Annotated in this window: 26 protein-coding genes; 10 read left to right on the forward strand and 16 right to left on the reverse strand. The window is 62.3% G+C overall.

What is annotated here, in order from left to right; all coding sequences use genetic code 11:
- Positions 1 to 29 precede the first annotated feature (29 nt).
- A complete protein-coding gene (locus AC25M7_RS10205) occupies positions 30 to 881 on the reverse strand; it encodes an MIP/aquaporin family protein (RefSeq protein WP_028690087.1) in 852 nt (283 codons plus the stop codon).
- Between the two features lie 306 nt (positions 882 to 1,187).
- Here AC25M7_RS10205 and ybaK point away from each other — a divergent pair, with 306 nt between their 5' ends.
- A complete protein-coding gene (ybaK, locus tag AC25M7_RS10210) occupies positions 1,188 to 1,658 on the forward strand; it encodes a Cys-tRNA(Pro) deacylase (RefSeq protein WP_028690086.1) in 471 nt (156 codons plus the stop codon).
- A 99-nt stretch (positions 1,659 to 1,757) separates the two neighbouring features.
- Positions 1,758 to 2,537: a PhzF family phenazine biosynthesis protein gene (locus AC25M7_RS10215; protein ID WP_028690085.1), complete on the forward strand. Its 780-nt coding sequence runs from the start codon at positions 1,758 to 1,760 to the stop codon at positions 2,535 to 2,537.
- 12 nt (positions 2,538 to 2,549) lie between these two features.
- Here the strand turns inward: AC25M7_RS10215 and AC25M7_RS10220 are convergent, their stop codons facing one another.
- Together AC25M7_RS10220 and argF are read right to left on the reverse strand one after the other, a co-directional pair.
- Positions 2,550 to 3,659: an ABC transporter ATP-binding protein gene (locus AC25M7_RS10220; RefSeq protein WP_028690084.1), complete on the reverse strand. Its 1,110-nt coding sequence runs from the start codon at positions 3,657 to 3,659 to the stop codon at positions 2,550 to 2,552.
- Positions 3,656 to 4,576 (reverse strand): ornithine carbamoyltransferase, encoded by a 921-nt coding sequence (gene argF / locus AC25M7_RS10225; RefSeq protein WP_028690083.1) that lies wholly within the window; start codon positions 4,574 to 4,576, stop codon positions 3,656 to 3,658. The genes AC25M7_RS10220 and argF overlap by 4 nt, the downstream gene beginning before the upstream one ends.
- Before the next feature lie 364 nt (positions 4,577 to 4,940).
- Between argF and AC25M7_RS10230 the strand changes: the two genes are divergently transcribed.
- Together AC25M7_RS10230 and grxD are read left to right on the forward strand one after the other, a co-directional pair.
- Positions 4,941 to 7,049, forward strand: a complete 2,109-nt coding sequence (locus AC25M7_RS10230; RefSeq protein ID WP_028690082.1) for a molybdopterin oxidoreductase family protein — start codon at positions 4,941 to 4,943, stop codon at positions 7,047 to 7,049.
- 91 nt (positions 7,050 to 7,140) lie between these two features.
- A complete protein-coding gene (grxD, locus tag AC25M7_RS10235; protein ID WP_016713741.1) occupies positions 7,141 to 7,476 on the forward strand; it encodes a Grx4 family monothiol glutaredoxin in 336 nt (111 codons plus the stop codon).
- A 65-nt stretch (positions 7,477 to 7,541) separates the two neighbouring features.
- Here grxD and bfr read toward each other — a convergent pair whose 3' ends face one another.
- Both bfr and AC25M7_RS10245 read right to left on the reverse strand, forming a co-directional pair.
- Complete coding sequence (gene bfr / locus AC25M7_RS10240; RefSeq protein WP_028690081.1) at positions 7,542 to 8,015, reverse strand: bacterioferritin; 474 nt, start codon at positions 8,013 to 8,015, stop codon at positions 7,542 to 7,544.
- 200 nt (positions 8,016 to 8,215) lie between these two features.
- Complete coding sequence (locus AC25M7_RS10245) at positions 8,216 to 8,437, reverse strand: bacterioferritin-associated ferredoxin (protein ID WP_028690080.1); 222 nt, start codon at positions 8,435 to 8,437, stop codon at positions 8,216 to 8,218.
- Between the two features lie 213 nt (positions 8,438 to 8,650).
- Between AC25M7_RS10245 and AC25M7_RS10250 the strand changes: the two genes are divergently transcribed.
- Positions 8,651 to 9,253 carry a peroxiredoxin gene (locus AC25M7_RS10250; protein ID WP_003254945.1) on the forward strand — a complete coding sequence of 201 codons (603 nt, stop codon included), beginning with the start codon at positions 8,651 to 8,653 and terminating at the stop codon, positions 9,251 to 9,253.
- Between the two features lie 75 nt (positions 9,254 to 9,328).
- On the opposite strand, the gene rnt is transcribed toward AC25M7_RS10250, so the two are convergent.
- Complete coding sequence (rnt, locus tag AC25M7_RS10255; RefSeq protein ID WP_225933324.1) at positions 9,329 to 9,940, reverse strand: ribonuclease T; 612 nt, start codon at positions 9,938 to 9,940, stop codon at positions 9,329 to 9,331.
- Positions 9,941 to 9,999: 59 nt separating this feature from the next.
- On the reverse strand, positions 10,000 to 11,046 hold the full coding sequence (pyrC, locus tag AC25M7_RS10260) for a dihydroorotase (RefSeq protein ID WP_088852677.1): 1,047 nt from the start codon (positions 11,044 to 11,046) through the stop codon (positions 10,000 to 10,002).
- A gap of 130 nt (positions 11,047 to 11,176) precedes the next feature.
- On the opposite strand from pyrC, the gene AC25M7_RS10265 reads away from it, so the two are divergent.
- Together AC25M7_RS10265 and AC25M7_RS10270 are read left to right on the forward strand one after the other, a co-directional pair.
- A complete protein-coding gene (locus tag AC25M7_RS10265) occupies positions 11,177 to 12,154 on the forward strand; it encodes a flagellar protein MotY (RefSeq protein WP_486970994.1) in 978 nt (325 codons plus the stop codon).
- Positions 12,155 to 12,282: 128 nt separating this feature from the next.
- The gene (locus AC25M7_RS10270) at positions 12,283 to 13,500 is read left to right on the forward strand and encodes an argininosuccinate synthase (RefSeq protein WP_028690076.1); all 1,218 of its coding nucleotides are present in this window, start codon (positions 12,283 to 12,285) and stop codon (positions 13,498 to 13,500) included.
- Between the two features lie 43 nt (positions 13,501 to 13,543).
- On the opposite strand, the gene AC25M7_RS10275 is transcribed toward AC25M7_RS10270, so the two are convergent.
- On the reverse strand, positions 13,544 to 13,999 hold the full coding sequence (locus AC25M7_RS10275) for a hypothetical protein (RefSeq protein WP_028690075.1): 456 nt from the start codon (positions 13,997 to 13,999) through the stop codon (positions 13,544 to 13,546).
- A 371-nt stretch (positions 14,000 to 14,370) separates the two neighbouring features.
- Between AC25M7_RS10275 and AC25M7_RS10280 the strand changes: the two genes are divergently transcribed.
- Positions 14,371 to 14,997, forward strand: a complete 627-nt coding sequence (locus AC25M7_RS10280; protein ID WP_028690074.1) for a response regulator transcription factor — start codon at positions 14,371 to 14,373, stop codon at positions 14,995 to 14,997.
- A 42-nt stretch (positions 14,998 to 15,039) separates the two neighbouring features.
- On the opposite strand, the gene AC25M7_RS10285 is transcribed toward AC25M7_RS10280, so the two are convergent.
- From AC25M7_RS10285 to metG, 7 genes are all read right to left on the reverse strand, one after another.
- Positions 15,040 to 15,216 (reverse strand): PA3496 family putative envelope integrity protein, encoded by a 177-nt coding sequence (locus AC25M7_RS10285; protein ID WP_028690073.1) that lies wholly within the window; start codon positions 15,214 to 15,216, stop codon positions 15,040 to 15,042.
- A 104-nt stretch (positions 15,217 to 15,320) separates the two neighbouring features.
- Positions 15,321 to 15,959: an endonuclease III gene (gene nth / locus AC25M7_RS10290; protein ID WP_062363547.1), complete on the reverse strand. Its 639-nt coding sequence runs from the start codon at positions 15,957 to 15,959 to the stop codon at positions 15,321 to 15,323.
- Positions 15,960 to 15,963: 4 nt separating this feature from the next.
- Positions 15,964 to 16,488: an Rnf-Nqr domain containing protein gene (locus tag AC25M7_RS10295; RefSeq protein ID WP_028690071.1), complete on the reverse strand. Its 525-nt coding sequence runs from the start codon at positions 16,486 to 16,488 to the stop codon at positions 15,964 to 15,966.
- Entirely contained in the window at positions 16,485 to 17,096 is a 612-nt protein-coding gene (locus AC25M7_RS10300; RefSeq protein ID WP_486970995.1) for an RnfABCDGE type electron transport complex subunit G, read from the reverse strand. Before AC25M7_RS10300 ends, AC25M7_RS10295 begins: the two co-directional genes overlap by 4 nt.
- The gene (locus AC25M7_RS10305) at positions 17,093 to 18,064 is read right to left on the reverse strand and encodes an RnfABCDGE type electron transport complex subunit D (protein ID WP_486970996.1); all 972 of its coding nucleotides are present in this window, start codon (positions 18,062 to 18,064) and stop codon (positions 17,093 to 17,095) included. The genes AC25M7_RS10300 and AC25M7_RS10305 overlap by 4 nt, the downstream gene beginning before the upstream one ends.
- A 78-nt stretch (positions 18,065 to 18,142) precedes the next feature.
- Entirely contained in the window at positions 18,143 to 18,691 is a 549-nt protein-coding gene (locus tag AC25M7_RS10310) for an Rnf-Nqr domain containing protein (protein ID WP_186594398.1), read from the reverse strand.
- A gap of 89 nt (positions 18,692 to 18,780) precedes the next feature.
- A complete protein-coding gene (gene metG, locus AC25M7_RS10315) occupies positions 18,781 to 20,823 on the reverse strand; it encodes a methionine--tRNA ligase (RefSeq protein ID WP_062363562.1) in 2,043 nt (680 codons plus the stop codon).
- A gap of 158 nt (positions 20,824 to 20,981) precedes the next feature.
- Here metG and apbC point away from each other — a divergent pair, with 158 nt between their 5' ends.
- Positions 20,982 to 22,076, forward strand: a complete 1,095-nt coding sequence (gene apbC, locus AC25M7_RS10320) for an iron-sulfur cluster carrier protein ApbC (protein ID WP_028690066.1) — start codon at positions 20,982 to 20,984, stop codon at positions 22,074 to 22,076.
- Positions 22,077 to 22,208: 132 nt separating this feature from the next.
- On the opposite strand, the gene AC25M7_RS10325 is transcribed toward apbC, so the two are convergent.
- Entirely contained in the window at positions 22,209 to 22,418 is a 210-nt protein-coding gene (locus AC25M7_RS10325) for a cold-shock protein (RefSeq protein WP_003254922.1), read from the reverse strand.
- Between the two features lie 329 nt (positions 22,419 to 22,747).
- Here AC25M7_RS10325 and dcd point away from each other — a divergent pair, with 329 nt between their 5' ends.
- Positions 22,748 to 23,314, forward strand: coding sequence for a dCTP deaminase (gene dcd, locus AC25M7_RS10330; RefSeq protein ID WP_003258001.1), 567 nt, complete (start codon positions 22,748 to 22,750; stop codon positions 23,312 to 23,314).
- The last annotated feature ends 77 nt before the right edge of the window (positions 23,315 to 23,391 follow it).

The raw sequence follows: 23,391 nt of genomic DNA on the forward strand, positions 1-23,391 counted from the left end.
GGCCTTGCGGTCCGGGCCCGGCGCTGGCATCAGGAAACCTGGGTATCACCCTGAGGATTATCGTCTGTCTGTTGGGCCGCAGCCTGGGTTGTCGGCAAGTTGCGGGCGATCACCCCACGGTACAGGGCCGCGCCCAGGCTGGCACCGAGGATTGGCGCGAACACCGGCACCAGGAAATACGGAATATCGCGCCCGCCGGTGAAGGCGACTTCGCCCCAGCCGGCCAGGAAGGTCATCAGTTTAGGCCCGAAATCTCGCGCCGGGTTCATTGCGAAGCCGGTCAGCGGTCCCATGGCGCTGCCGATCACGGCGATCAGCAGGCCGATCAGCAGCGGGGCGGTGGCGCCGCGTGGCAGACCGTTGTTGTCGTCGGTCAGTGCCATGATCACGGCCATCAGGATCGCGGTGATGATCACTTCGACCAGGAAGGCCTGGCCGGTGGACAGCGCCGGGTGCGGGTAGGTGGAGAACACCGAGGCCAGCTCCAGGCTGGCCTGGCTGCCGCGTACCATGGCGTGGCTTTGTTCGAAATCGAAGAATAGGTTGCTGTACAGGAAGTACACCAGGGCCGCGCCGCAGAATGCGCCGCACACCTGGGCAAGCATGTAGAACGGCAGCTTGCGCTTGTCGAAACCGGCGAACACCGCCAGGGCGATGCTGACCGCTGGGTTCAGGTGCGCGCCGGAGACGCCGGCGGTCAGGTAGATCGCCATGCTCACGCCGACCCCCCAGATGATGCTGATCTCCCACAGGCCGAAGCTGGCGCCAGCGACCTTGAGCGCGGCGACACAACCGGTGCCGAAGAAGATGAGCAGGGCGGTGCCGAGAAACTCGGCCAGGCATTGGGCGGATAACGTGGGTTCGCGTAGAGCAGTTGTCATGTGTGACCTCGGTTCTTGTTGTTGTGAGGCGCTGGGCGCTCGACAGCAAAAAAGCCCGGAGTCGATCCCCATTGACGCCGGGCAGGTACAGGTAGTGCACCTTATAGGTGCACCATTTATTCATAAACGAAAAAATATAGACAAGAAACGCTGATGTCAAAGGTCGAAAATGAACGCTTGGCCACAATCTGACTGACGCACCGGGTCGTGAATCCATGGCCGCTGCTCTAGCCTGGGACCTGCGCTGGCTGCACCGGTAGAATTGCCCTAAAGTACCGGGCGACTTGTGATCGACTGGAGCCGTTGATGACCCCCGCCCTGGACCTTTTGAAGAAGGCGCGCGCCGAGCACCGCGTGCACAGTTACGAACATGATCCGAAAACCGCCTCGTATGGCCTGGAGGCGGCGGAAAAGCTCGGCCTTGACCCGTTGCGGGTATTCAAAACCTTGCTCGCCAGCAGTGAAAAGGGCGAACTGCTGGTGGCCGTGGTGCCGGTGGTCGGGACCCTCGACCTGAAGGCCCTGGCCCACGCGGCGGGAGTGAAAAAGTGCGAAATGGCCGACCCGCAGGCCGCCCAGCGCGCCACGGGTTACCTGGTCGGCGGGATCAGCCCGCTGGGGCAGAAGAAGCGCTTGCGCACTTTTATCGATCAATCTGCGCAACAACATGAAACGATTCATGTGAGCGCTGGCCGCCGTGGTCTTGAAGTGGAGCTGGCCGCCACAGTGCTGGCGACCCACACCCAGGCACAGTTCGCCGAGATCGGTCGCGGCTGATCATCTGTACTGATAGAAATTCTACGACTCTGTCACTGTCGGGCCCTGGCGGCATGCCGCATGCTCGGGACCTTTCCCGCCAGATACAGGAGCCGTGGCATGCAGTTGCATTTTCATCAGGTGGACGCCTTCAGTGACCGCCCCTTCGCTGGCAACCCGGCCATGGTCTACCGCCTGGACCAGTGGCTCGAAGATGGCCTGATGCAGCAGGTGGCCGCCGAGCACAACCTTGCCGAAACCGCGTTCGTGGTGGCCGAGGATGATGGCTATCGGATCCGCTGGTTCACCCCGAGCACCGAAGTCCCCCTGTGTGGTCACGCCACCCTGGCCAGCGCTCATGTCCTGTTCGACGTCTATGCTGAGCAGGCGCCGCGCCTGGACTTCAAGAGCCGTTCGGGCCTGCTGAGCGTCAGCCGTGAGAATGGCCGCCTGTGGTTGGACTTCCCGCGCATCGATCCGCAGCCGTTGACCGAGCCAGTGGCGGTGGCCGAAGCGCTGGGCTGCGAGGTGCGCGAGGTCTACCAGACCCGCGAGCTGTTCGTGGTGCTCGACTCGGAGCAAGCGGTACGCGATTGCGCGCCGGACATGGCAGCGCTGGCTCGCCTGCCGGGCTTGGGAGTGATCGTGACGGCTCCAGGCGAGCGGCATGATTTCGTATCGCGCTATTTCGCTCCGGGCATTGGCATCCCGGAAGACCCGGTCACCGGCTCCACCCATTGCTCACTGATCCCGTACTGGGCGGCGCGACTTGGCAAGTCCGAGCTGCAGGCCTTCCAGTGTTCGACCAGGGGCGGTGAGCTGTTCTGTCGTCTGGAAGGCGAGCGGGTGAAGATCGGCGGGATGGCAAGGCGCGTCGCCAGCGGCACATTGATGCTGTGAGGATCTAGCGCATCAATGTGCGCAGCTGACGCGTCGCACGCCTTGCTCATGGCTGGAGAGCTGCGCAGCGACGCTACCGGGCACCGCGAACAGCACCAGGTGGTCCGCAGCAACCGCAATGCCGACATCCTGGCCGACCTGATGGTCATTGTGGCTGGGGAAAATCGACTCGAGCTGGCTGCCGGTGGGCAGTTGCAGGCGATACAGCGTCGAGGCGCCGAGGAAGCTCTTGCCGATGATCCGCGCCCGCAACGGGCTGTCGGGAGCATGGACGATATCATCCGGGCGCAGCAGCACGTCCACCGAGCTGCCGGGAGCCATGGTGTAGGCGCGGTTGCCGCGCAGCTCGCCGAGTTCGGTGGTGACCGACTCGTGGCTGCTCATCTGGCCGCGAATGAAGTAACCCTGGCCGATGAAGCTGGCGACGAACGGGGTCTGCGGCTCGTGGTAGAGGTTGTAGGGGGTGTCCCACTGTTCCAGACGACCTTCTTTGAACACGCCTACATGGTCGCTGACGGCAAAGGCTTCCTCCTGGTCGTGGGTGACCAGGATGGCGCTGGTGCCACGGCTCTTGAGAATGTCGCGCACCTCATGGCTCAGGCGCCGACGCAGCTCCACGTCGAGGTTGGAGAACGGCTCGTCGAGCAGCAGCAGCTGTGGCTCCGGCGCCAGCGCCCGGGCCAGGGCCACGCGCTGCTGCTGGCCACCGGACAGTTCGTGCGGGTAGCGCCCGCCCAGGCCGCCGAGCTTGACCAGTTCGAGCATCTCGTCGACCACCGCCGCCTGGCGCGGATGCTTGCCGATGCCGAAGGCGATGTTCTGCGCCACGGTAAGGTGTGGGAACAGGGCGTAGTCCTGGAACACCATGCCAATCCGGCGCTTTTCCGGGGCCAGGGTGAACCCGGCGCGGGAAATGACTTCGCCGGCTAGCTGGATTTCGCCATCGTGCACCGGCTCGAAGCCGGCGATGGCGCGCAGCGTGGTGGTCTTGCCGCAGCCGGAGGACCCCAGCAGGCAACCGATGTCGCCTGCGTTCAGGTGCAGGTTGAGGTTCTGGACGATGCGTTGCTCGCCATAGCCGCAGGCGAGGTTGCGCAGGTTGAGCAGTAGCTGTTGACTCATGCGTGGTGGTAAGCCGGTTCTACAAGGAATTCCAGAAGGGCCTTCTGCGCATGCAGGCGGTTTTCAGCTTCGTCCCAGGCGACCGAACGAGGGTCGTCGAGCAGGTCCTGGCTGATTTCCTCGCCACGGTGGGCGGGCAGGCAATGCATGAACAGGGCATCGGGTGCCGCCAGGTCGAGCAGTTCGCGTGTGACCTGGTAAGGCGCGAAATGCGCCAGGCGCCGTGCAGTTTCCTCTTCCTGGCCCATGGAAGTCCAGACATCCGTGGTCACCAGGTGAGCGCCGCGCACGGCTTCTTTCGGATCACGGATGATCTGCACGCGGTCACCGCCCAGCGCCAGGAAGCGTTGATCAGGCTCGTAGCCTTCAGGGCAGGTGATGCGCAGTTGGAAATCGAACTGCACGGCAGCTTCGATATAGGAGTTGCACATGTTGAAGCCGTCGCCGACCCAGGCCACGGTCTTGCCCTGGATCGCGCCACGGTGCTCGAAGAAAGTCTGCATGTCGGCCAGCAGTTGGCAGGGGTGCGACTCGTCGGACAGGCCGTTGATGACCGGCACCTTCGCGTTGGCGGCGAACTCGGTGAGGGTGCTGTGGGCGTGGGTGCGGATCATCACCGCGTCGACCATGCTCGACAGCACGATGGCGCTGTCGGCGATCGGCTCGCCGCGGCCCAGCTGGGTGTCGCGCGGCGACAGGAAGATGGCCTGGCCGCCGAGCTGGATCATGCCGGCCTCGAAAGACACCCGGGTGCGGGTCGAGGACTTCTCGAAGATCATGCCCAGCACGCGGTTTTTCAGCGGCTCGAACAGCACGCCTCGTTTGCGCAGGTCCTTCAGCTCGATGCCGCGACGGATCACGCCGAGCAATTCGTCAGCGGTGAAATCCAGCAGGGAGAGAAAGTGCCTAGCGCTCATGATTGACTACCTTATCTGCAACGTTTTGCAGGTCGACCGTATGGGTTTTGTTGACAACGGGGGTGACCTGCGGCGTAAGCCGCACAGGGCGGACGGAATAGGGAAAGGCGCAATACTATAATTAAATGTCGCCTGAAACCAAGAGGGGAAACAGCGCCTCTGTGTCAATGGGTGTCGTAAGCCCTTGCCGGCTAGCTGTTTTTTATTTGCTACAGCGGTTGTACACGGCTCGGAGCGCTTTTGGCAAACCCGTTGTCGCGAATCGTCCCCCTGATGTCGTCCGATTCACGTCGCGAACCTTTCTAGCGAGCCTCGATCGGCGGGCGCATAGTCGAGTCTTTAAAATAACAAGGCAGAGGCGGCCATGACCAAGACCCTGCATCACCGAGCCTGTCACCTGTGCGAGGCCATCTGTGGCCTGAATATCGAAGTCACCCATGAAACAGATGGCCCGGCGCGGATCAGCTCGATCAAGGGCGATCAGCAGGATCCGTTCAGCCGCGGCCATGTCTGCCCCAAGGCGGTCGCCCTGCAGGACATCCAGGAGGACCCCGACCGTCTGCGCCAGCCTCACCGGCGCATCGGTGACCAGTGGTTGCCGATCGACTGGAACGAAGCCTTCGCCCTGGCCGCCGAGCGGTTGTGGGCGATCCAGCAGGCCCACGGGCGCAACGCGGTGGCCGTTTACCAGGGCAACCCCAGCGTGCACAACTATGGGCTGATGACCCACAGCAACTACTTCCTCGGCCTGCTCAAGACCCGCAATCGCTTCTCTGCGACCTCAGTGGACCAGTTGCCGCAGCACCTGACCAGCCACCTGATGTATGGCCATGGCCTGCTGTTGCCCATTCCGGACATCGATCAGACCCAGTTCATGCTGATCCTGGGCGGCAATCCCCTGGCTTCCAATGGCAGCATCATGACCGTGCCGGATGTGGAAAAGCGTCTCAAGGCGCTCAAGGCCCGAGGCGGACAATTGGTGGTGGTGGATCCGCGGCGCAGCGAGACAGCGGCGCTGGCTGACCAGCACCTGTTCATTCGCCCCGGTGGCGACGCGGCGCTGTTGTGTGGCCTGCTGCATACGCTGTTCAGCGAGAACCTGGCCCGGGGTTCGCATCTGCCGGTCACTGGGCTGGAACAGGTGCGCGAAGCCATCCTGCCGTTCGATGCGACCGCCATGAGCGCGCTGTGTGGTATTCCGGCGGAGGCGATCCGCCAGTTGGCGCGAGATTTCGCCGCTGCCGACAAAGCGGTGTGTTATGGCCGAATGGGTGTATCGACCCAGGTCTTCGGTTCGCTGTGCCACTGGTTGGTGCAGTTGATCAACCTGGTCACCGGCAATCTTGATCGCGAGGGCGGTGCCCTGTGCACGACACCTGCGGTCGACCTGGTCGCCAGCACTTGCGGCGGGCATTTCGACCAATGGCGCAGCCGGGTCTCGGGCTTGCCCGAGTACGGCGGCGAGTTGCCGGTGTCGGCCCTGGCCGAAGAGATCCTCGAACCCGGGGAGGGGCAGGTGCGGGCACTGGTGACCGTGGCGGGTAACCCAGTGTTGTCCACGCCCAACGGGCGACGCCTGGACGACGCCCTGGCCGGCCTCGACTTCATGCTCAGTATTGACTTGTACATCAACGAGACCACGCGCCATGCCGACCTGATCCTGCCGTCGACCTCGGCGTTGGAGAACGATCATTACGATTCCACCTTCAACCTGCTGGCGGTGCGCAACGTTACCCGCTTCAACCGGGCAATCCTGCCCAAGCCCGAGGGCGCATTGCACGACTGGGAGATCTTCGTGGGGCTGGCCAAGGCTTTTGCCGAGCGCGCGCAGGTCGAGCTCAAGGCCACCCTGCCGCCGGCACAGATGATCGACTTCGCCCTGCGCAAGGGGCCTTATGGCGAGCAGACGCCCTGGAAACTCTCGCTAGGCGTGTTAGACGCGCATCCCCATGGCCTTGACCTCGGGCCGCTGCGCGCCAACCTTACGACGCGCCTGCGCACGGCCAGCGGCAAGGTCGAGGCGGCCCCGGGCGTACTGCTCGAGGACCTGCGGCGCCTCGCTCATATGGCCGCGCCTGCGGATGACCAGTTGCTGCTGATCGGCCGTCGGCACGTGCGCAGCAACAATTCGTGGATGCACAACTACCATCGGTTGGTCAAAGGCAAGCCGCGCCATCAGTTGCTGATGCATCCGGACGACCTGCGCCGGCGGCACTTGCAGGACGGTCAGATGGTGCGGGTGCGCTCGCGTACCGGGGTAATCGAGGTGACGGTGCAGGCCAGTGAGCAAATGATGCCAGGCGTGGTCAGCCTGCCCCATGGCTACGGCCATGGGCGCCAGGGCGCGCGCTTGCAGGTGGCTGCTGCACAGCCGGGGGCGAGTGCCAATGACCTGACCGACGAACACTTGCGCGATGGCGTTTCCGGCAATGCCGCCCTCAATGGCGTGCCGGTACAGGTCGAGGCCGCATGAAGTACGGTAAGGCCGAGCACGCTGCTCGGCTTTCCGATACAATGCGTCACCGTGCCGACGACCCTGTCGGAAAGTTCAGCCGAGGTGCTTCATGGATATCATCGATACAATCAAAGAGCAGATTGCCAACAACACCATTCTGCTTTACATGAAAGGTTCGCCGAATGCGCCGCAGTGTGGCTTCTCGGCCAAGGCTTCGCAGGCAGTGATGGGTTGTGGTGAGAAGTTCGCCTATGTCGACATCCTGCAGAACCCGGAAATCCGCGCCAACCTGCCCAAGTACGCCAACTGGCCGACTTTCCCGCAACTGTGGGTGGCCGGTGAGCTGGTCGGTGGCAGCGACATCATGCTGGAAATGTTCGAGAAGGGTGAGCTGCAGACCCTGATCAAGGAAGCGGCCGCCAAGGCCAAGGCTTCCGAAGCCTGATCCGGCGTTTGCCGCAAGTAGCAAAAAGCCCCGCCTAGGCGGGGCTTTTTTGTAGCTGGCGAAACTTACTCTTCGCCCATCTGCGACTGCAGGTAGTTCTCGATAGTGATCTTGTCGATCAGGCCCAGCTGGGTCTCCAGCCAGTCGATGTGCTCTTCCTGGTCTTCGAGGATGTCTTCGAGCACATCGCGCGAGCCGAAGTCGCCAGCCGTTTCGCAGTGGGCAATGGCGGCCTTGAGGTCGGCATGGGCCTTTTTCTCAAGTTTCAGGTCGCAGTCGAGCATCTCCTTGGTGTGCTCGCCGATCATCAGCTTGCCCAGGTCCTGCACGTTGGGGATGCCTTCGAGGAAAAGGATGCGCTTGATTAGCTTGTCAGCGTCCTTCATCGCCTGGATGGATTCTTTGTACTCGAGCTTGCCGATTCTGTTCAGGCCCCAATCTTCGTACATGCGCGCGTGCAGGAAGTACTGGTTGATTGCGACCAGCTCGTTTCCGAGGATCTTGTTGAGATGCTGGATGACGCTTACGTCGCCTTTCATGATGGGGTCCTGCCCTGTAGAAGTTGAGCCAATACAGAGAAGTTTGAGCCTGAGCTATTCCTATGTCAAACCTAAGTTATTGAATAATAAGTGAAAATTAATCGGAATAAGAATGTTTGTGAACCGCGTTCGAGCGCTAACTTATTGAATTGCAGGCATAAAAAAACCGGACGCTGGGTCCGGTTCTTCGAATTCGGGAATTATGCCGCATTGAACTCAACGGGGTAGGGCAGGCTAGCCTGCTGGCTTAGTTGCAGCTCGGTGAGGGTTTCGCGTACCACCTGCTTGGCGAGGCAGGCGCATTTGCCGCACTGGCTGGCCACATTGGTGGCGGCTCGCACTTCTTTGTAGCTGCAGCATCCTTCGTAGATCGCATCGCGGATCTGTCCATCGGTGACACCGACACAGAGACACACATACATAAAGGCTGACCGTCGCGGGTTGAGTCGATGCGTTGGAGAGTAATGGTAATGAGAATGCTTGTCAAAGCACTTTGTGTGAGGTGCGTTCCAGAGCGACCGGCGGTCGAGATTCGGCCTGTCACGTAAAGCTGTGTATGATGGTCGGCCTTTGCTGGATCCGGGGGACGTGTTCCGCCCGGGCAAGGTTTTTCACCCCTCATCAGGAGAGATCGAATGAGCGTACTCGTTGGCAAAAAAGCCCCGGACTTCACCGTTCCAGCCGTGCTGGGCAACGGCGAGATCGTAGACAGCTTCAACCTGGCCTCGGCCATCAAGGGCAAGTACGGCCTGGTATTCTTCTACCCGCTGGACTTCACGTTCGTCTGCCCATCCGAGCTGATCGCCCTGGACAACCGTATCCCTGACTTCCAGGCGCGCAACGTGGAAGTGATCGGTGTGTCGATCGACTCGCACTTCACCCACAACGCCTGGCGCAACACGCCGGTCAACAACGGCGGTATCGGTCAAGTCAAGTACACCCTGGCAGCCGACATGACCCACGAAATCTGCAAGGCCTACGACGTCGAGTCCGAAGGCGGTGTGGCCTTCCGTGGCGCCTTCCTGATCGACACCAACGGTGTTGTCCGCTCGCAGATCGTCAATGACCTGCCGCTGGGCCGCAACATGGACGAGCTGCTGCGCCTGGTAGACGCCCTGCAATTCCACGAAGAGCACGGCGAAGTCTGCCCGGCCAACTGGAAGAAAGGCGACAAGGGCATGAACGCTTCGCCGGAAGGCGTTGCTGCCTATCTGAGCGAGAACGCTGGCAAGCTGTAATTGCCACGCGTATAAAAAACCGGCCCTGGTGGCCGGTTTTTTTATGCCCCGCGAGCATGTCGCGCTAGGCGGGCTTCAATCGTTGAAGTCGCGCCAGCCGCCCATTTCTTTCCAACGATTGACGATGCCGCAGAACAGCTCGGCGGTCTTCTCGGTGTCGTAGCGCGCCGAATGCGCTTCGCGTCCGTCAAAGTCGATGTCCGCGCTCTGGCAGGCACGGGCCAGCACGGTCTGGCCGTAGGCGAGGCCGGCGAGGGTGGCGGTATCGAAGCTGGAGAACGGGTGGAACGGGTTGCGCTTGATGTCGTTGCGCGCCACCGCGGCATTGAGGAAGCCCAGGTCGAAGCTGCTGTTGTGCCCGACCAGGATTGCCCGCTTGCAGCCATTGGCCTTCAGCGCCTTGCGCACGCCGCGGAAGATATCGGTCAGTGCGCTTTCCTCGCTCACCGCCATGCGCAGCGGGTGGTCCAGCTTGATGCCGGTGAATTCCAGCGCGGCCGCCTCGATGTTGGCCCCTTCGAACGGTTCGACCCGGTGGAAGTAGGTGTGTTCGGGGAACAGGAAGCCCTTCTCGTCCATGCCAATGGTGACGGCGGCAATCTCCAGCAGCGCGTCGGTTGCGCTGTTGAAACCGCCGGTCTCGACATCCACCACCACTGGCAAGTAGCCACGAAAACGCTCGGCCATGGGGTGGCGCGAGCCGCTGCTGACTTGGCTGTCCTGGTCGTCTTCGTACAGGTCTTCGCTCACGCGTTGTCCTCCAGCAGGCGCCAGCGCAATTTCTCACCGGCGCGCAGGGGGATCACGGTGTTGTCGCCGAACGGCAGGCTGTCCGGCGCGGTCCATTCCTCACGGACCAAGGTGATGGTGTCGGTGTTGCGAGCAAGGCCGTAGAAGTCCGGGCCGTGCTTGCTGGCGAAGCCCTCGAGCTTGTCCAGCGCGTTGCGCTGTTCGAACGCCTCGGCATACATCTCGATGGCGGCGTAAGCGGTGTAGCAGCCAGCACAGCCGCAGGCGGCTTCCTTGGCATGCTTGGCGTGGGGCGCCGAGTCGGTGCCGAGGAAGAACTTCGGATTGCCGCTGGTGGCGGCATCCAGCAGCGCCACCTGGTGGGTGTTGCGCTTGAGGATCGGCAAGCAGTAGTAGTGTGGGCGGATACCGCCGACCAGCATGTGATTGCGGTTGTACAGCAGGTGCTGGGCAGTGATGGTCGCACCAACGTTGGCTGGCGCCTCGGTGACGAACTGCGCGGCGTCGCTGGTGGTGATGTGCTCGAACACTACCTTCAGGGTCGGGAAGCGTTCGACCAGGCGGCGCATGTGCTCGTCGATGAAGCGCTTCTCGCGGTCGAACACGTCGATCTCGCTGCGTGTGACTTCTCCGTGCACCAGCAGGGGCATGCCGGTTTCGGCCAGGGCCTCGATCGCCGGGAAGATATTGTCGATGCTGGTCACGCCCGAATCGGAGTTGGTGGTGGCGCCGGCCGGGTAAAGCTTGGCAGCGTACACGATCCCGCTGGCCTTGGCGGCACGCACATCGTCAGCGCTGGTACGGTCGGTGAGATAAAGCACCATCAGCGGCTCGAAGCGGCTGCCGGCGGGACGTGCGGCAAGGATGCGCTCGCGGTAGGCAGCGGCCTCGACGGCGTTGCGCACTGGCGGAACCAGGTTGGGCATGATGATGGCGCGGGCGAAGGTGCGCGCCACGTCACCGACGGTGTGTGGCAGAACGGCACCATCGCGCAGATGGATGTGCCAGTCGTCGGGGCGCAGGAGGGTCAGGCGATCGGACATTGGAGATTCCAGGCGGGTCGAACTCAGAAGCCAATGCTACCGGAAAACCCCTGTTCGAGCACGGCTATCAAGTTTTCCGACGGGCGACCGATAGCGTTCAGGTAAGCCGCCAGAATCTGTGGAGCCGACCGTGCGCCAGCGTTACCTAGCCCTGTTCACCCTCGTTGCCAGCTTGCCGGCCGGGGCAATGACCTTCCAGACCCGCGTGGAGAACGTCGCCTGGAAAGTTGAGGGTGACCAGTTCGAATGTCGCCTGATCCAGCCGATCGACGGTTTCGGCAGCGGCGAGTTCGTGCGCCGCGCCGGCGAGCAGCCAACCTTCCAGCTGCGTTCGGACAGCAATATCCTGGGCGCCGGCTCCGCCACCTTGCTGGCCGCCGCCGCGCCCTGGCAGCCCGGGCGCGGCGACATCAACCTTGGTGCGGTGCATATGGCCCGTACCGGGGTGTTGTTCACCTCCAGTCAGGGCCAGGCCAGCCGTTTGATCAACGGCCTGCTCGATGGACGCAGCACCGTGGTGCGCAACTACCGCGGCGAAGGTGGCCGGCCGATGGAAGTGCATGTGATGCCGGTCAGTTTCGCCAAGGCCTACAGCGACTACCAGCTGTGCGCCGCCAAGCTGCTGCCGATGAACTACGACCAGATCCGCCAGACCCAGGTCGGCTTCCCGGGGGGCGGGATCGAGCTGGACAGCTCGGCGCGCGCGCGCTTGGATGTGCTGCTGGACTACCTGAAGGCCGATCCGACGGTCAATCACATCGAACTCAATGGTCACTCCGACAACAGCGGCAATCGTCTGACCAACCGCGACACCTCGCGTCGACGGGCGCTGGCGGTGGCCGAGTACCTCAAGGCCCATGGTGTGCCGGAAGAACAGATCACCGTGCGTTTCCATGGTGAGCGCTACCCGCTGGCCAAGAACAACAGTGCCGCCAACCGCGCGCGCAACCGCCGGGTGAACATCCAGCTCGAGCGCGTGACGCCGGTCGAGAAGCCGGTGGAGAAACCGGCAGCGCCGGTGTCGCCGTCGACCCCGACACCCACGGCTACCACACCTGCGCCAACGCCTGCGGCGGCTGCCACGCCGTCCGCTTCGGCGAAATCCTGAGAGCGACCACGGGTCGCGCTCTCGACAATTCCTGTCGCTTTGTCGTCACAAGCTGTCGCCCCATTGTAAATATTTCGGCAAGGCCGGTAGAATCAACGGCTTTCCGTACAACCCCGTGGAGTGATGGCATGGCGGACGTAAAAAAGGTCGTATTGGCGTATTCCGGCGGCCTTGATACTTCGGTGATTCTCAAGTGGCTGCAGGACACCTACAACTGTGAAGTGGTGACCTTCACCGCTGACCTCGGCCAGGGCGAGGAGGTCGAGCCGGCCCGCGCCAAGGCCCAGGCGATGGGCGTGAAAGAAATCTACATCGACGACCTGCGCGAAGAGTTCGTGCGTGACTTCGTCTTCCCGATGTTCCGCGCCAACACCGTCTACGAAGGCGAGTACCTGCTGGGTACCTCCATCGCCCGTCCGCTGATCGCCAAGCGCCTGATCGAGATCGCCAACGAAACCGGCGCCGACGCCATTTCCCACGGTGCCACCGGCAAGGGTAACGACCAGGTGCGCTTCGAGCTGGGTGCCTATGCGCTCAAGCCAGGCGTCAAGGTCATTGCCCCGTGGCGCGAGTGGGACCTGCTGTCCCGCGAGAAGCTGATGGACTATGCCGAGAAGCACGGCATCCCGATCGAGCGCCACGGCAAGAAGAAATCGCCGTACTCGATGGACGCCAACCTGTTGCACATCTCCTACGAAGGCGGTGTCCTGGAAGATACCTGGACCGAGCATGAGGAAGACATGTGGCGCTGGAGCGTCTCGCCGGAGAATGCCCCTGACCAGGCCACCTACCTCGAGCTGACCTACCGCAACGGTGACATCGTTGCCATCGACGGCGTCGAGAAGACCCCGGCCACCGTGCTGGCCGACCTCAACCGCATCGGCGGCGCCAACGGCATCGGTCGCCTGGACATCGTCGAGAACCGCTACGTCGGCATGAAGTCGCGCGGCTGCTACGAGACCCCGGGCGGCACCATCATGCTCAAGGCCCACCGCGCCATCGAGTCGATCACGCTGGACCGCGAAGTCGCTCACCTGAAGGATGAGCTGATGCCCAAGTACGCCAGCCTGATCTACACCGGCTACTGGTGGAGCCCGGAGCGTCTGATGCTGCAGCAGATGATCGACGCCTCCCAGGTCAACGTGAACGGCGTCGTACGCCTGAAGCTGTACAAGGGCAACGTCACGGTCGTCGGCCGCAAGTCGGACGATTCGCTGTTCGATGCCAATATCGCGACCTTCGAGGAAGACGGCGGCGCCTACAATCAGGCCGACGCCGCGGGCTTCATCAAGCTCAATGCACTGCGCATGCGCATCGCGGCCAACAAGGGCCGTTCGCTGCTGTAAGCCTATGGTGTATCAGAAAAAACCCGGCCTTGGCCGGGTTTTTTCATGCCCGGGATTCAGCGGGCGGCGCGACCTCGCCTTCCTGCATCGGCGATACCGACAGGTGGATGCAGGTTCGCGTATCGAGGTTGTACAGGATCCAGCGCCGCTGTCGTCCGTGTGGACGCTCGACCATCCGCAGCACATGGTTTTCGATAATCTTCCGGCTGTCGGTACCGGAGATGGCGATGATCATTGCCCCTTTGTCCCTTGCCGCAGAGGGGGGCATTGTTTTATCCGAAGTACAGGCACGCCTGTCCGGGGCAAAGAGTGAACCGCTATTGAAGTTGAGTGTGAGAAAGAACAGCACGGTGAGGAAGAACGGAAAACCTACCAGGAACCAAGTGTAGACAGTCTGGCTGTCGTCACTGAGGAATGGTAGTGAGGCCAAGGCGGATCCCTCAATCACACCGGCAAAGACAGCGATAAGAGTCAACGGGCTGATGGGGTCGCGGTTCATGATGAGTGCCTGGCCATGCTTTGCTCATCTGTAGCCCGTTTTCCCCAGCCTGTTAAGCGTGGCTTGTTTCCCTACCCAGTAATGGCGTGGTTCGTAGGGCAGGCCTTTATCCAACCTGTATAGTCGAATTTTCCCGCGAAATGTGTCACCCGGCGACACTTGGATCCAATTTTGGCGACTGTTACTTTCTGACTCGTTGCGATGGACATGCATGTATTACATTTTGTTAATTAGCTGTTTGTAGGAAGAATCTCTAATAACAGTAGTCCACTTCTTTCGGTGAATCTGCCAGGGAAACCGCTGCATAAATAATCGTTATGCTCGGGTGTGGTGGTCTATCGAACTAAAAACAACGTATCAATGGGAATCGCATGAATAAAGTGCTGATCGTGGATGATCACCCGGTCATTCGCCTGGCCGTACGCATGCTGATGGAGCGGCATGGCTACGAGGTGGTGGCGGAGAGCGACAATGGTGTGGATGCCTTGCAACTGACGCGGGAATATCTGCCGGACATTGTCATTCTGGATATCGGGATCCCCAAACTGGATGGGCTTGAAGTGATTGCCCGAATGACCCTGGCAAGTCCGGGGACCAAGGTGTTGGTGTTGACGTCTCAGGCGCCAGGGCATTTCTCGATGCGCTGCATGCAGGCAGGGGCGGCGGGTTATGTGTGCAAGCAACAGGAACTGACCGAACTGCTCAGCGCGATCAAGGCCGTGCTGTCCGGTTACAGTTACTTCCCCAACCAGGCGCTGCACAAGGGGAGATCGGGTGTGAGTGGCGCCACGGAGATGGAGATGGTCGAGCGGCTTTCCGGGCGGGAGATGATGGTGCTGCAGCAGCTTGCCCGGGGCAAGAGCAACAAGGAGATTGCCGACAGCATGTTTCTCAGCAACAAAACAGTCAGCACCTACAAGACGCGACTGTTGCTCAAGCTCAATGCCCGCTCGCTGGTGGACCTGATCGAACTCGCCCAGCGCCACGGGCTGGCCTGAGCCTCATTGAAAAAGCCTCCGCTCGGGAGGCTTTTGCGTTTACTACAGGTCGTAGTCGAAGTCGGCCAGTTGCTTTTGCAGGCGTCGTTCCTCAAGCATGTTGTCAATGGTGCGGCGTTTGCTCAGGTTGGTCTTGGCCGGTTCGGCCTGCGGCTCCACATCGTCGTCCGCACTCTGAAAATCGTCGTCGATTGCCAAGTCTTCTTTATCGGTGCTCATGCGTCACTCCAAGCCAAGGGGCCATTGGCCGTCCTTATAACGGGAATCGCAGAATGGGTAAAAAAGATTTTTTCAATCGCCTCGAGCACGTATGAGCTATCGCCTCAATCGTCAGAAGTCTTCTGCTTGTATTCGCACAGGTCCTCGATCCGGCAACTGCCGCAGCGCGGTTTTCGGGCCTGACAGACATAGCGGCCATGCAGGATCAACCAGTGATGGGCATCGAGCAGATAGTCCCTGGGGACGAACTTGAGCAACTTCTTCTCCACCTCCAGCACGGTTTTACCCGGCGCGATGCCCGTGCGGTTGCTGACCCGGAAGATATGCGTGTCGACGGCCATGGTGAATTGGCGAAAGGCAGTGTTGAGCACCACATTGGCGGTCTTGCGGCCAACGCCTGGCAGGGCTTCGAGGGCTTCGCGGGTCTGCGGGACTTCGCCGGCGTGCTGTTCGATCAGCAGGCGGCAGGTTTCGATGACGTTCTTGGCCTTGCTGTTGTACAGGCCGATGGTCTTGATGTACTCGCTCAGGCCTTCGATGCCCAAGGCGTGGATCGCTTGTGGGGTGTTTGCGACCGGGAACAGGCGAGCGGTGGCCTTGTTGACGCCGACATCCGTCGACTGGGCCGAGAGGATTACCGCTATCAGCAGTTCGAAGGGGGTGGAATAGGCCAGTTCGGTCTTGGGCTCGGGATTGTCTTCATGCAGCCTGCGAAAGATCTCCAGGCGTTTGGCGGCATTCATGGGGTCAGCGGGTTCCTTGACGGCGTGAGGCGGTGTTCGATGGACGCAAGTGATTGTACAGGCCCAGCAGCAGGCCGAGCAGTATCAAGGCGCCAGGAGCCAGTGCGGCGAGGTGTAGGCCGAGAGCATCGCTCAGCAGTTGGCGGCAGATGCCCAGGGCCAGGCCGGTTGCGAGGACACCGAGCAGTCCTAGCCCCAACTGGCGATATCGGCCAGGTTGTGCTGGCAGTTGCTCACTGGCCAGGCAGGGCAGGGCCAACAGCAGCGGGTAGAGGGCAAGTTGCTGGGCCAGGGGCATCGCCCAGGCTTGCAGGCCGAGGTGCAGGCAGGTCGCCAAGGCGGCGGCAAGTACAGTACTTGCCCACAGGCGGGGGCCATGGTCCAGGTGCCTGCGCAGCGGGATCATCAATACCTGGTGCAGGCCTACCAGCAACACTGTGCAAAGGCTTATCGCCAACGCCTGGACGACAGTGCCGGTCGCGCCGAGCAATGGCACCAGGCTGATTGGCACGGGCCAGCAACGCTTCATGGGGGTGTCTCACCGAGCAACGCGGGGCGATGTTGGTCGAAGTAGCGCAGCGTATCCTGGATCGCCTCGATGACTGCCCGCGAAGTCACTGTCGCCCCGGCTAGTTGGTCGAACGCACCCTGGTCACGCTTGAGCGCCCAGGCCTGTTCGGGTGTATTGCGCAGTGTCTGACCGAGAAACTGGTCCAGCCAATGGCGCGCCGGATCGACCAGTTGATCGCCCAAACCAGGGCTTTCCTGCTGTTTGAGTACACGCACGCCCACCAGACGGCCCGCAGGGCTGATGGCGATCACCAACTCGATGGCACCGCCATAGCCTTGGACGCTGCTGTGAAGCAGAACAGCGCTGGTGGCTCCCGCCAAGTTGGCGCGGTAGCCGGCCAGCAGATGGCTATGGCTCAGTTTAGTGTCCGTGAGTGCCACGGGCGTTTGCAATGGCCGGTTGTCGTAGCTGCCCGGTGGCAGCACCTTGAGCCACTGCTGTTCCTGCCACTGGCGGGAGGCCACGGCAATCGGTCCGGCGGTGAAGCGCTGCCAGGCCAGTGTCGCGGCAATCGCCAGTCCTGCCACCAGTAGCAGCACTGCGGTACTGCGTTTGCGGGCGATCATGGGCAGGCCTGCTGGCGGCGTTCCACCCAGCGGTCAAGGATGGGCGCGGCGAGGTTCATCAGCAGGACGGCGAACGCCGTGCCATCGGCGAAGCTGCCCCAAGTGCGGATCAGGTAGATCAGCAGGCCGGTGCCTATACCGAACAGCAGGCGGGCCTGCGGTTGCTTGCAGCCGGACACCGGTTCGGTGGCGATGAAGAAGGCGGCGAGCATGGTCGAACCGGACAGCAGGTGCAGCAGTGGCGAGCCGTGGGAGTCGGAGCCGGAGCCATTCCAGCCCAGCAGGCTGGACAGGAACAAGGCGCCGAGCAGGCCGACGGGGGCCTGCCAGCCGAAGACCTTGCGCTGCAGCAGGAACACCCCGCCGAGCAGGAAGGCGAGGTTGACCCACTCGGTGCCACGCCCACCCAGATGGCCGAACGCCGGGTGACTGGCGAACAGTTCGTCGATGGTCAGGCTACGGTTGTGGCGCAAGACATCAAGCACCGTGGGGCTGGCCCAGGCGTCGATCCTTTCACTGGCCCCGAAGCTCAGGCTCAGGCTTTCCACGAGCCCAGGTGCCTGACCTGGCCAGTGGTTCATCTGCAGTGGGAAACTCAGCAGGACGAACCCATAGCCGACCATGGCGGGGTTGAACAGGTTGCGCCCGACGCCACCGAAAGCCTGTTTCCCCAGGCCGATGGCGACGCAAGCCGCCGTCACCGGCAGCCACCAGGGCGCCTGGCTGGGTAAGGCAGCCGCCAGCAGCGTGGCGGTGACCAGCGCGCTGCCGTCGCCAGCGGCGCAGGCGACCGGCATTCTCCGCCAGCGCAGCAGCAGCGCTTCGGTGACCAGCGCCGTGCAAGCGCTCAACAGCAGATTGATCAGCACGCCCCAGCCATGCAACCAGAACAGCACCAGCAGACCAGGGGCGCAGGCTAGCAGTACCCGTTGCATGGTGCTGCGCAGGCGCGGATCAGTGGTCGTCATGGTTTTGCGCTTCCTTGAGGTGTTGCGCAGCAGTGGCTTCAATTGCCGGGGGCAAGACATTGATGCGTAGGGTCAGGATCATTGGGTGAAGAGTCCGTTGAATCCCGAAAGCGCCATGGCCATCACGCCGCTGCCGATCAGCTTCACAGGCAAGCCGCGCAGGGCTGCGGGTATTTCCCCATGGTGGCAGCGGGCGTCAAGGTCGGCATACAGCATGAGGGCCAGCCAGAATCCCAGTGCACTGATGACAGCCCACACCAGCACCCTCCATCCGTCCGCATCGTCGTTGGCAAGCTGTAACAGCAAGCCTAGCACCACGGCGTTTGCGCTCAGCAAGGGTTGCAGGCCGTGCATGGGCCAGCTTGGCCGAAAGCGTCGGAGCAGGTTTGGCAGTGTCCAGGCCAGTGCCGTCAGCAAGGGCAGGAAAATGAACAATTGCAGGTTCTGCAACTCCATGGGTGCGAGAAATTGTCGGTGCAGCCAGGCGCCGACAGGCAGCGCAACGAGGATCATCAGGGCCGAACACAGGCCCAATGCATGCAGGCGCGCACGCTCGATCGGCTCGGCCTTCAGGACCAGGTGATTGACCAGCGCGGCGCTGACCAGGATCAGGACGTAGTCACTCATGGCGATGCCGAAAGCGGGAGGGTGCCGTCATTATCGGACAGCGGGCGGCAGATGCAACTGCCCCGGCCATTTGGCCGGGGCAGGAGGGCTTACTTGATGCGCTGGCCTGGCTTGGCGCCGCTGTCAGGGCTGAGCAGGTAGATTTCTTCACCACCGGGGCCGGCGGCCATGACCATGCCCTCGGAAACGCCGAAACGCATTTTGCGCGGCTTGAGGTTGGCCACCATCATGGTCAGGCGGCCTTCCAGCAGGGAAGGTTCCGGGTAGGCCGATTTGATGCCCGAGAACACGTTGCGACGCTCGTCGCCGATGTCCAGGGTCAGCTGCAGCAGCTTGTCGGCACCGGGCACGGCTTCGGCCTTGACGATCAGCGCCACGCGCAGGTCGACCGCGGCGAAGGTGTCGAATTCGATCTCGGCCGACAGCGGGTCCTTGGCCAGCTCGCCATTGCCCGCCGGGGCGGCCTTGGCTTCGGCAGCCAGCAGGTCTTCCTTGCTGGCGGCGACCATGGCCTCGACCTTGGCCGGCTCGATACGGCTCATCAGGGCCTTGAACGGGTTGAGCTGATGGTTTTCCAGGCGCGACAGGTGGTCGTCCCAGGTCAGCGGGGCGACGTTGAGGAACGCCTCGGCATCCGCTGCCAGCAGCGGCAGCACCGGCTTGAGGAAGATTACCAGCTGGCGGAACAGGTTGACGCCCTGGGCGCAGATGGCCTGCACCTCGTCCTGCTTGCCCTCCTGCTTGGCCAGCGACCAGGGCGCCTTGTCGGCGATCCAGGCGTTGGCGCGGTCGGCCAGGGCCATGATTTCGCGCATGGCGCGGCCGAAGTCGCGGGCCTCGTAGGCTTCGGCGATCGACGGCGCGGCGGCGAGGAAGGCCTCGGTCAGTTCGGGCGCGGCATCGCCGGCAACCATCACGCCATCGTTGCCCTTGTGGATGAAGCCGGCGCAGCGGCTGGCGATGTTGACCACCTTGCCGACCAGGTCGGAATTGACCTTCTGCACGAAATCCTCGAGGTTCAGGTCGAGGTCATCGACGCCGCGACCCAGCTTGGCGGCGTAGTAGTAGCGCAGGTATTCCGGCTGCAGGTGGTCGAGGTAGGTGCGCGCCTTGATGAAGGTGCCGCGCGATTTCGACATTTTTGCGCCGTTGACGGTCAGGTAGCCGTGCACGTTGACCGCGGTCGGCTTGCGCAGGCCCGCGCCTTCGAGCATCGCCGGCCAGAACAGCGCGTGGAAGTTGACGATGTCCTTGCCGATGAAGTGGTACAGCTCGGCCTTGGAGCCTTCGTTCCAGAACGCGTCGAAGTCCAGTTCCGGGCGGCGGGCGCAGAGGTTCTTGAAGCTGGCCATGTAGCCGATCGGCGCGTCCAGCCAAACGTAGAAGTACTTGCCCGGTTCGCCCGGGATCTCGAATCCGAAGTACGGCGCGTCACGGGAGATGTCCCATTCCTGCAGGCCCGAGTCCAGCCATTCGGCGAGCTTGTTGGCCACCGCGTCCTGCAGGGTGCCGCTGCGGGTCCACTGCTGCAGCATGGCCTGGAAGTCCGGCAGCTTGAAGAAGAAGTGCTGCGAGTCGCGCAGCACCGGGGTGGCGCCGGAAATCGCCGACTTGGGGTTCTTCAGTTCGGTGGGGGCGTAGGTGGCGCCGCATTTCTCGCAGTTGTCGCCGTACTGGTCCTCGGCCGCGCACTTGGGGCAGGTGCCCTTGATGAAACGGTCGGCGAGGAACATGCCCTTCTCGGGGTCGAAATACTGGGTGACCGAACGGTTGGCGATATGCCCGGCGTCGCGCAGACGGGTGTAGATCAGGCTCGACAGCTCACGGTTCTCCTCGCTGTGCGTGGAGTGGTAGTTGTCGAAGTCGACCAGGAAGTCGGCGAAGTCGGCGCTGTGCTCGGCCTGGACGTTGGCGATCAGCTGCTCCGGGGTGATGCCTTCCTTTTCCGCGCGCAGCATGATGGCCGAACCGTGGGCGTCGTCGGCGCAGACATAGATGCACTGGTTGCCGCGCAGCTTCTGGAAGCGCACCCACATGTCCGTCTGGATGTACTCCAGCATATGGCCAAGGTGGATCGATCCATTGGCATAGGGCAGGGCGCTGGTGACGAGAATCTGACGTGGCTCGGACATGGTGGCTCGGCTACTTATCTGGCTACGGGGTAAAAATGAGGGTGATCGGCCACTATAAAGGGCTGGCGAATTTATTTCACCCCAAGGACGCATCTGCTGACGATTGACGGGTTAGCATAGGCGCCTGTTCCGTATCCAGTTTGCCAATGGGAGCCTCCATGAGTGCCGTCACCCGTGCCGCCGTCGAAGGCGTGCTTCGCCAGTACACCGACCCCTACCTGAACCAGGACCCGGTCAGCGCCGGTTGCGTGCGCGCCATCGACATCCAGGGCGGGCAGGTCAGCGTGCAGTTGCAGTTGGGGTATGCCGCCGGCCTGTTCAAGGGCGGCTGGGCGCAGGTGCTGCAGACCGCGATCGGCAACCTCGATGGCGTTGCCTCGGCGAGCGTGAGCATCGACTGCGTGATTGCCACCCACAAGGCTCAGGCCCAGGTGCCGGCCATGGCCAACGTGAAGAACATCATCGCCGTGGCCTCGGGCAAGGGCGGGGTCGGCAAGTCGACCACCGCCGCCAACCTGGCCCTGGCCCTGGCCCGCGAGGGCGCCCGAGTGGGTATTCTTGATGCCGACATCTATGGCCCGAGCCAGGGGGTGATGTTCGGAATCGCCGAGGGCACCCGTCCGCAGGTGCGCGATCAGAAGTGGTTCGTGCCGATCAAGGCCCATGGCGTCGAGGTCATGTCCATGGCGTTTCTCACCGACGACAACACGCCGATGGTCTGGCGTGGCCCGATGGTCTCCGGGGCATTGCTGCAACTGGTGACCCAGACCGCCTGGGACGACCTCGACTACTTGGTGATCGACATGCCGCCGGGCACCGGCGACATCCAGCTGACCCTGGCGCAGAAGGTGCCGGTGGCAGGCTCGGTGATCGTCACCACGCCCCAGGACCTGGCGTTGCTGGATGCGAAGAAAGGCGTGGAGATGTTCCGCAAAGTCAACATCCCGGTGTTGGGCGTGGTCGAGAACATGGCCGTGCATATCTGCTCCAACTGCGGCCATGCCGAGCACCTGTTCGGTGAAGGTGGTGGCGAGAAGCTGGCCGTGCAGTACGGCGTCGACCTGCTGGCTTCGCTGCCGCTGTCGATGCTGATCCGCGAACAGGCCGACAGCGGCAAGCCGACCGCCATCGCCGAGCCGGAAAGCCAGATCGCCATGGTCTACCAGGAGCTGGCGCGGCAGGTGGGGGCGCGGATCGTGCTGCAGGAAGCGGCGGCGCCGGCGATGCCGAGCATTACCATCAGCGAAGACTGACGCGTCACCTGTAGGAGCGGCCCTTTCGCGACACAAGGCCGCTCCTACAAGGGCCGGCGGATAGCTTTTGAACAGGCACAAAAAAACCCGCCAATGGCGGGTTTTTTTTGAAAGCGAGGAAGCGAGATCGACTTAGGCGATCTGAACTTCTTCAGCCTGCATGCCTTTCTGGCCGCGGGTAGCGACGAAAGTAACAGCCTGGCCTTCTTTCAGGGTTTTGAAGCCGTCAGCTTGGATGGCTTTGAAGTGCACGAACAGGTCGTCGCCCGACTGAGGGGTGATGAAGCCGTAGCCCTTCTCATCGTTGAACCACTTGACAACACCGGATTGACGGTTGGACATTTTTCTGTCTCCTTGGACAAAGTTGATAACGGTCAGGAAACACCCTGACCGGGACTGAGCGCAAAGAGAGCAGAAAATTCAGCGATGGGCCGATCAGGATCGTGCATCAAACTAGAGATTCTCGGTGTCACGTGCAGCACAGTGGCGCCACCTTAACCCACTTTCCACAACCTGCCAATGGCCAAGAAGCGCTTTGATGAAATTCGGATCGGCGGCCTGTACAGGCCCCGTCCGGCGCGGGATAGGGCGAGGAAACTTTAACCTGGGCGTTGGGACCGGTAAGATGCACCTCTCGTTTTTTACCCCGCACTCTTCAGGACACCCCCGCCATGAGCATCAAATCGGACAAGTGGATTCGCCGCATGGCGCAGGAACACGGCATGATCGAACCGTTCGTCGAGCGCCAGGTGCGCGGCGAGCAGGACAGCCGGGTCATTTCCTTCGGTGTCTCCAGCTATGGCTACGACGTACGCTGCGCCGACGAATTCAAAGTCTTCACCAACATCAACTCGGCCACCGTCGATCCGAAGAACTTCGATGCCGGCAGTTTCGTCGACATCAAGAGTGACGTGTGCATCATTCCGCCGAACTCCTTCGCCCTGGCCCGCACCGTCGAGTATTTCCGCATTCCGCGCGACGTGCTGACCATCTGCCTGGGCAAAAGCACCTACGCCCGTTGCGGCATCATCGTCAACGTCACGCCGCTCGAGCCCGAGTGGGAAGGCCATGTGACCCTGGAGTTCTCCAACACCACCACGCTGCCGGCGAAGATCTACGCCAACGAAGGCGTGGCGCAGATGCTGTTCCTGCAGTCCGACGAGGAATGTGAAGTGTCGTACAAGGACCGTGGTGGCAAGTACCAGGGCCAGCGCGGCGTCACCCTGCCACGCACCTGAGCCGACAAAGCGCGGGAATTGTTTCCGCGCCCGGCACTCCAACGAGAAGTCCTGGCGCGCATGCCGTGCGCCGGGCC

Source organism: Pseudomonas sp. P106(2024), from assembly GCF_057480815.1.

Excerpts from the sequence above, each read along its gene's own strand:
- AC25M7_RS10205 (WP_028690087.1), bottom strand. The coding sequence starts at position 881 with ATGACAACTGCTCTACGCGAACCCACGTTATCCGCCCAATGCCTGGCC.
- ybaK (WP_028690086.1), top strand. The coding sequence starts at position 1,188 with ATGACCCCCGCCCTGGACCTTTTGAAGAAGGCGCGCGCCGAGCACCGC.
- AC25M7_RS10215 (WP_028690085.1), top strand. The coding sequence starts at position 1,758 with ATGCAGTTGCATTTTCATCAGGTGGACGCCTTCAGTGACCGCCCCTTC.
- AC25M7_RS10220 (WP_028690084.1), bottom strand. The coding sequence starts at position 3,659 with ATGAGTCAACAGCTACTGCTCAACCTGCGCAACCTCGCCTGCGGCTAT.
- argF (WP_028690083.1), bottom strand. The coding sequence starts at position 4,576 with ATGAGCGCTAGGCACTTTCTCTCCCTGCTGGATTTCACCGCTGACGAA.
- AC25M7_RS10230 (WP_028690082.1), top strand. The coding sequence starts at position 4,941 with ATGACCAAGACCCTGCATCACCGAGCCTGTCACCTGTGCGAGGCCATC.
- grxD (WP_016713741.1), top strand. The coding sequence starts at position 7,141 with ATGGATATCATCGATACAATCAAAGAGCAGATTGCCAACAACACCATT.
- bfr (WP_028690081.1), bottom strand. The coding sequence starts at position 8,015 with ATGAAAGGCGACGTAAGCGTCATCCAGCATCTCAACAAGATCCTCGGA.
- AC25M7_RS10245 (WP_028690080.1), bottom strand. The coding sequence starts at position 8,437 with ATGTATGTGTGTCTCTGTGTCGGTGTCACCGATGGACAGATCCGCGAT.
- AC25M7_RS10250 (WP_003254945.1), top strand. The coding sequence starts at position 8,651 with ATGAGCGTACTCGTTGGCAAAAAAGCCCCGGACTTCACCGTTCCAGCC.
- rnt (WP_225933324.1), bottom strand. The coding sequence starts at position 9,940 with ATGGCCGAGCGTTTTCGTGGCTACTTGCCAGTGGTGGTGGATGTCGAG.
- pyrC (WP_088852677.1), bottom strand. The coding sequence starts at position 11,046 with ATGTCCGATCGCCTGACCCTCCTGCGCCCCGACGACTGGCACATCCAT.
- AC25M7_RS10270 (WP_028690076.1), top strand. The coding sequence starts at position 12,283 with ATGGCGGACGTAAAAAAGGTCGTATTGGCGTATTCCGGCGGCCTTGAT.
- AC25M7_RS10275 (WP_028690075.1), bottom strand. The coding sequence starts at position 13,999 with ATGAACCGCGACCCCATCAGCCCGTTGACTCTTATCGCTGTCTTTGCC.
- AC25M7_RS10280 (WP_028690074.1), top strand. The coding sequence starts at position 14,371 with ATGAATAAAGTGCTGATCGTGGATGATCACCCGGTCATTCGCCTGGCC.
- AC25M7_RS10285 (WP_028690073.1), bottom strand. The coding sequence starts at position 15,216 with ATGAGCACCGATAAAGAAGACTTGGCAATCGACGACGATTTTCAGAGT.
- nth (WP_062363547.1), bottom strand. The coding sequence starts at position 15,959 with ATGAATGCCGCCAAACGCCTGGAGATCTTTCGCAGGCTGCATGAAGAC.
- AC25M7_RS10295 (WP_028690071.1), bottom strand. The coding sequence starts at position 16,488 with ATGAAGCGTTGCTGGCCCGTGCCAATCAGCCTGGTGCCATTGCTCGGC.
- AC25M7_RS10300 (WP_486970995.1), bottom strand. The coding sequence starts at position 17,096 with ATGATCGCCCGCAAACGCAGTACCGCAGTGCTGCTACTGGTGGCAGGA.
- AC25M7_RS10305 (WP_486970996.1), bottom strand. The coding sequence starts at position 18,064 with ATGACGACCACTGATCCGCGCCTGCGCAGCACCATGCAACGGGTACTG.
- AC25M7_RS10310 (WP_186594398.1), bottom strand. The coding sequence starts at position 18,691 with ATGAGTGACTACGTCCTGATCCTGGTCAGCGCCGCGCTGGTCAATCAC.
- metG (WP_062363562.1), bottom strand. The coding sequence starts at position 20,823 with ATGTCCGAGCCACGTCAGATTCTCGTCACCAGCGCCCTGCCCTATGCC.
- apbC (WP_028690066.1), top strand. The coding sequence starts at position 20,982 with ATGAGTGCCGTCACCCGTGCCGCCGTCGAAGGCGTGCTTCGCCAGTAC.
- AC25M7_RS10325 (WP_003254922.1), bottom strand. The coding sequence starts at position 22,418 with ATGTCCAACCGTCAATCCGGTGTTGTCAAGTGGTTCAACGATGAGAAG.
- dcd (WP_003258001.1), top strand. The coding sequence starts at position 22,748 with ATGAGCATCAAATCGGACAAGTGGATTCGCCGCATGGCGCAGGAACAC.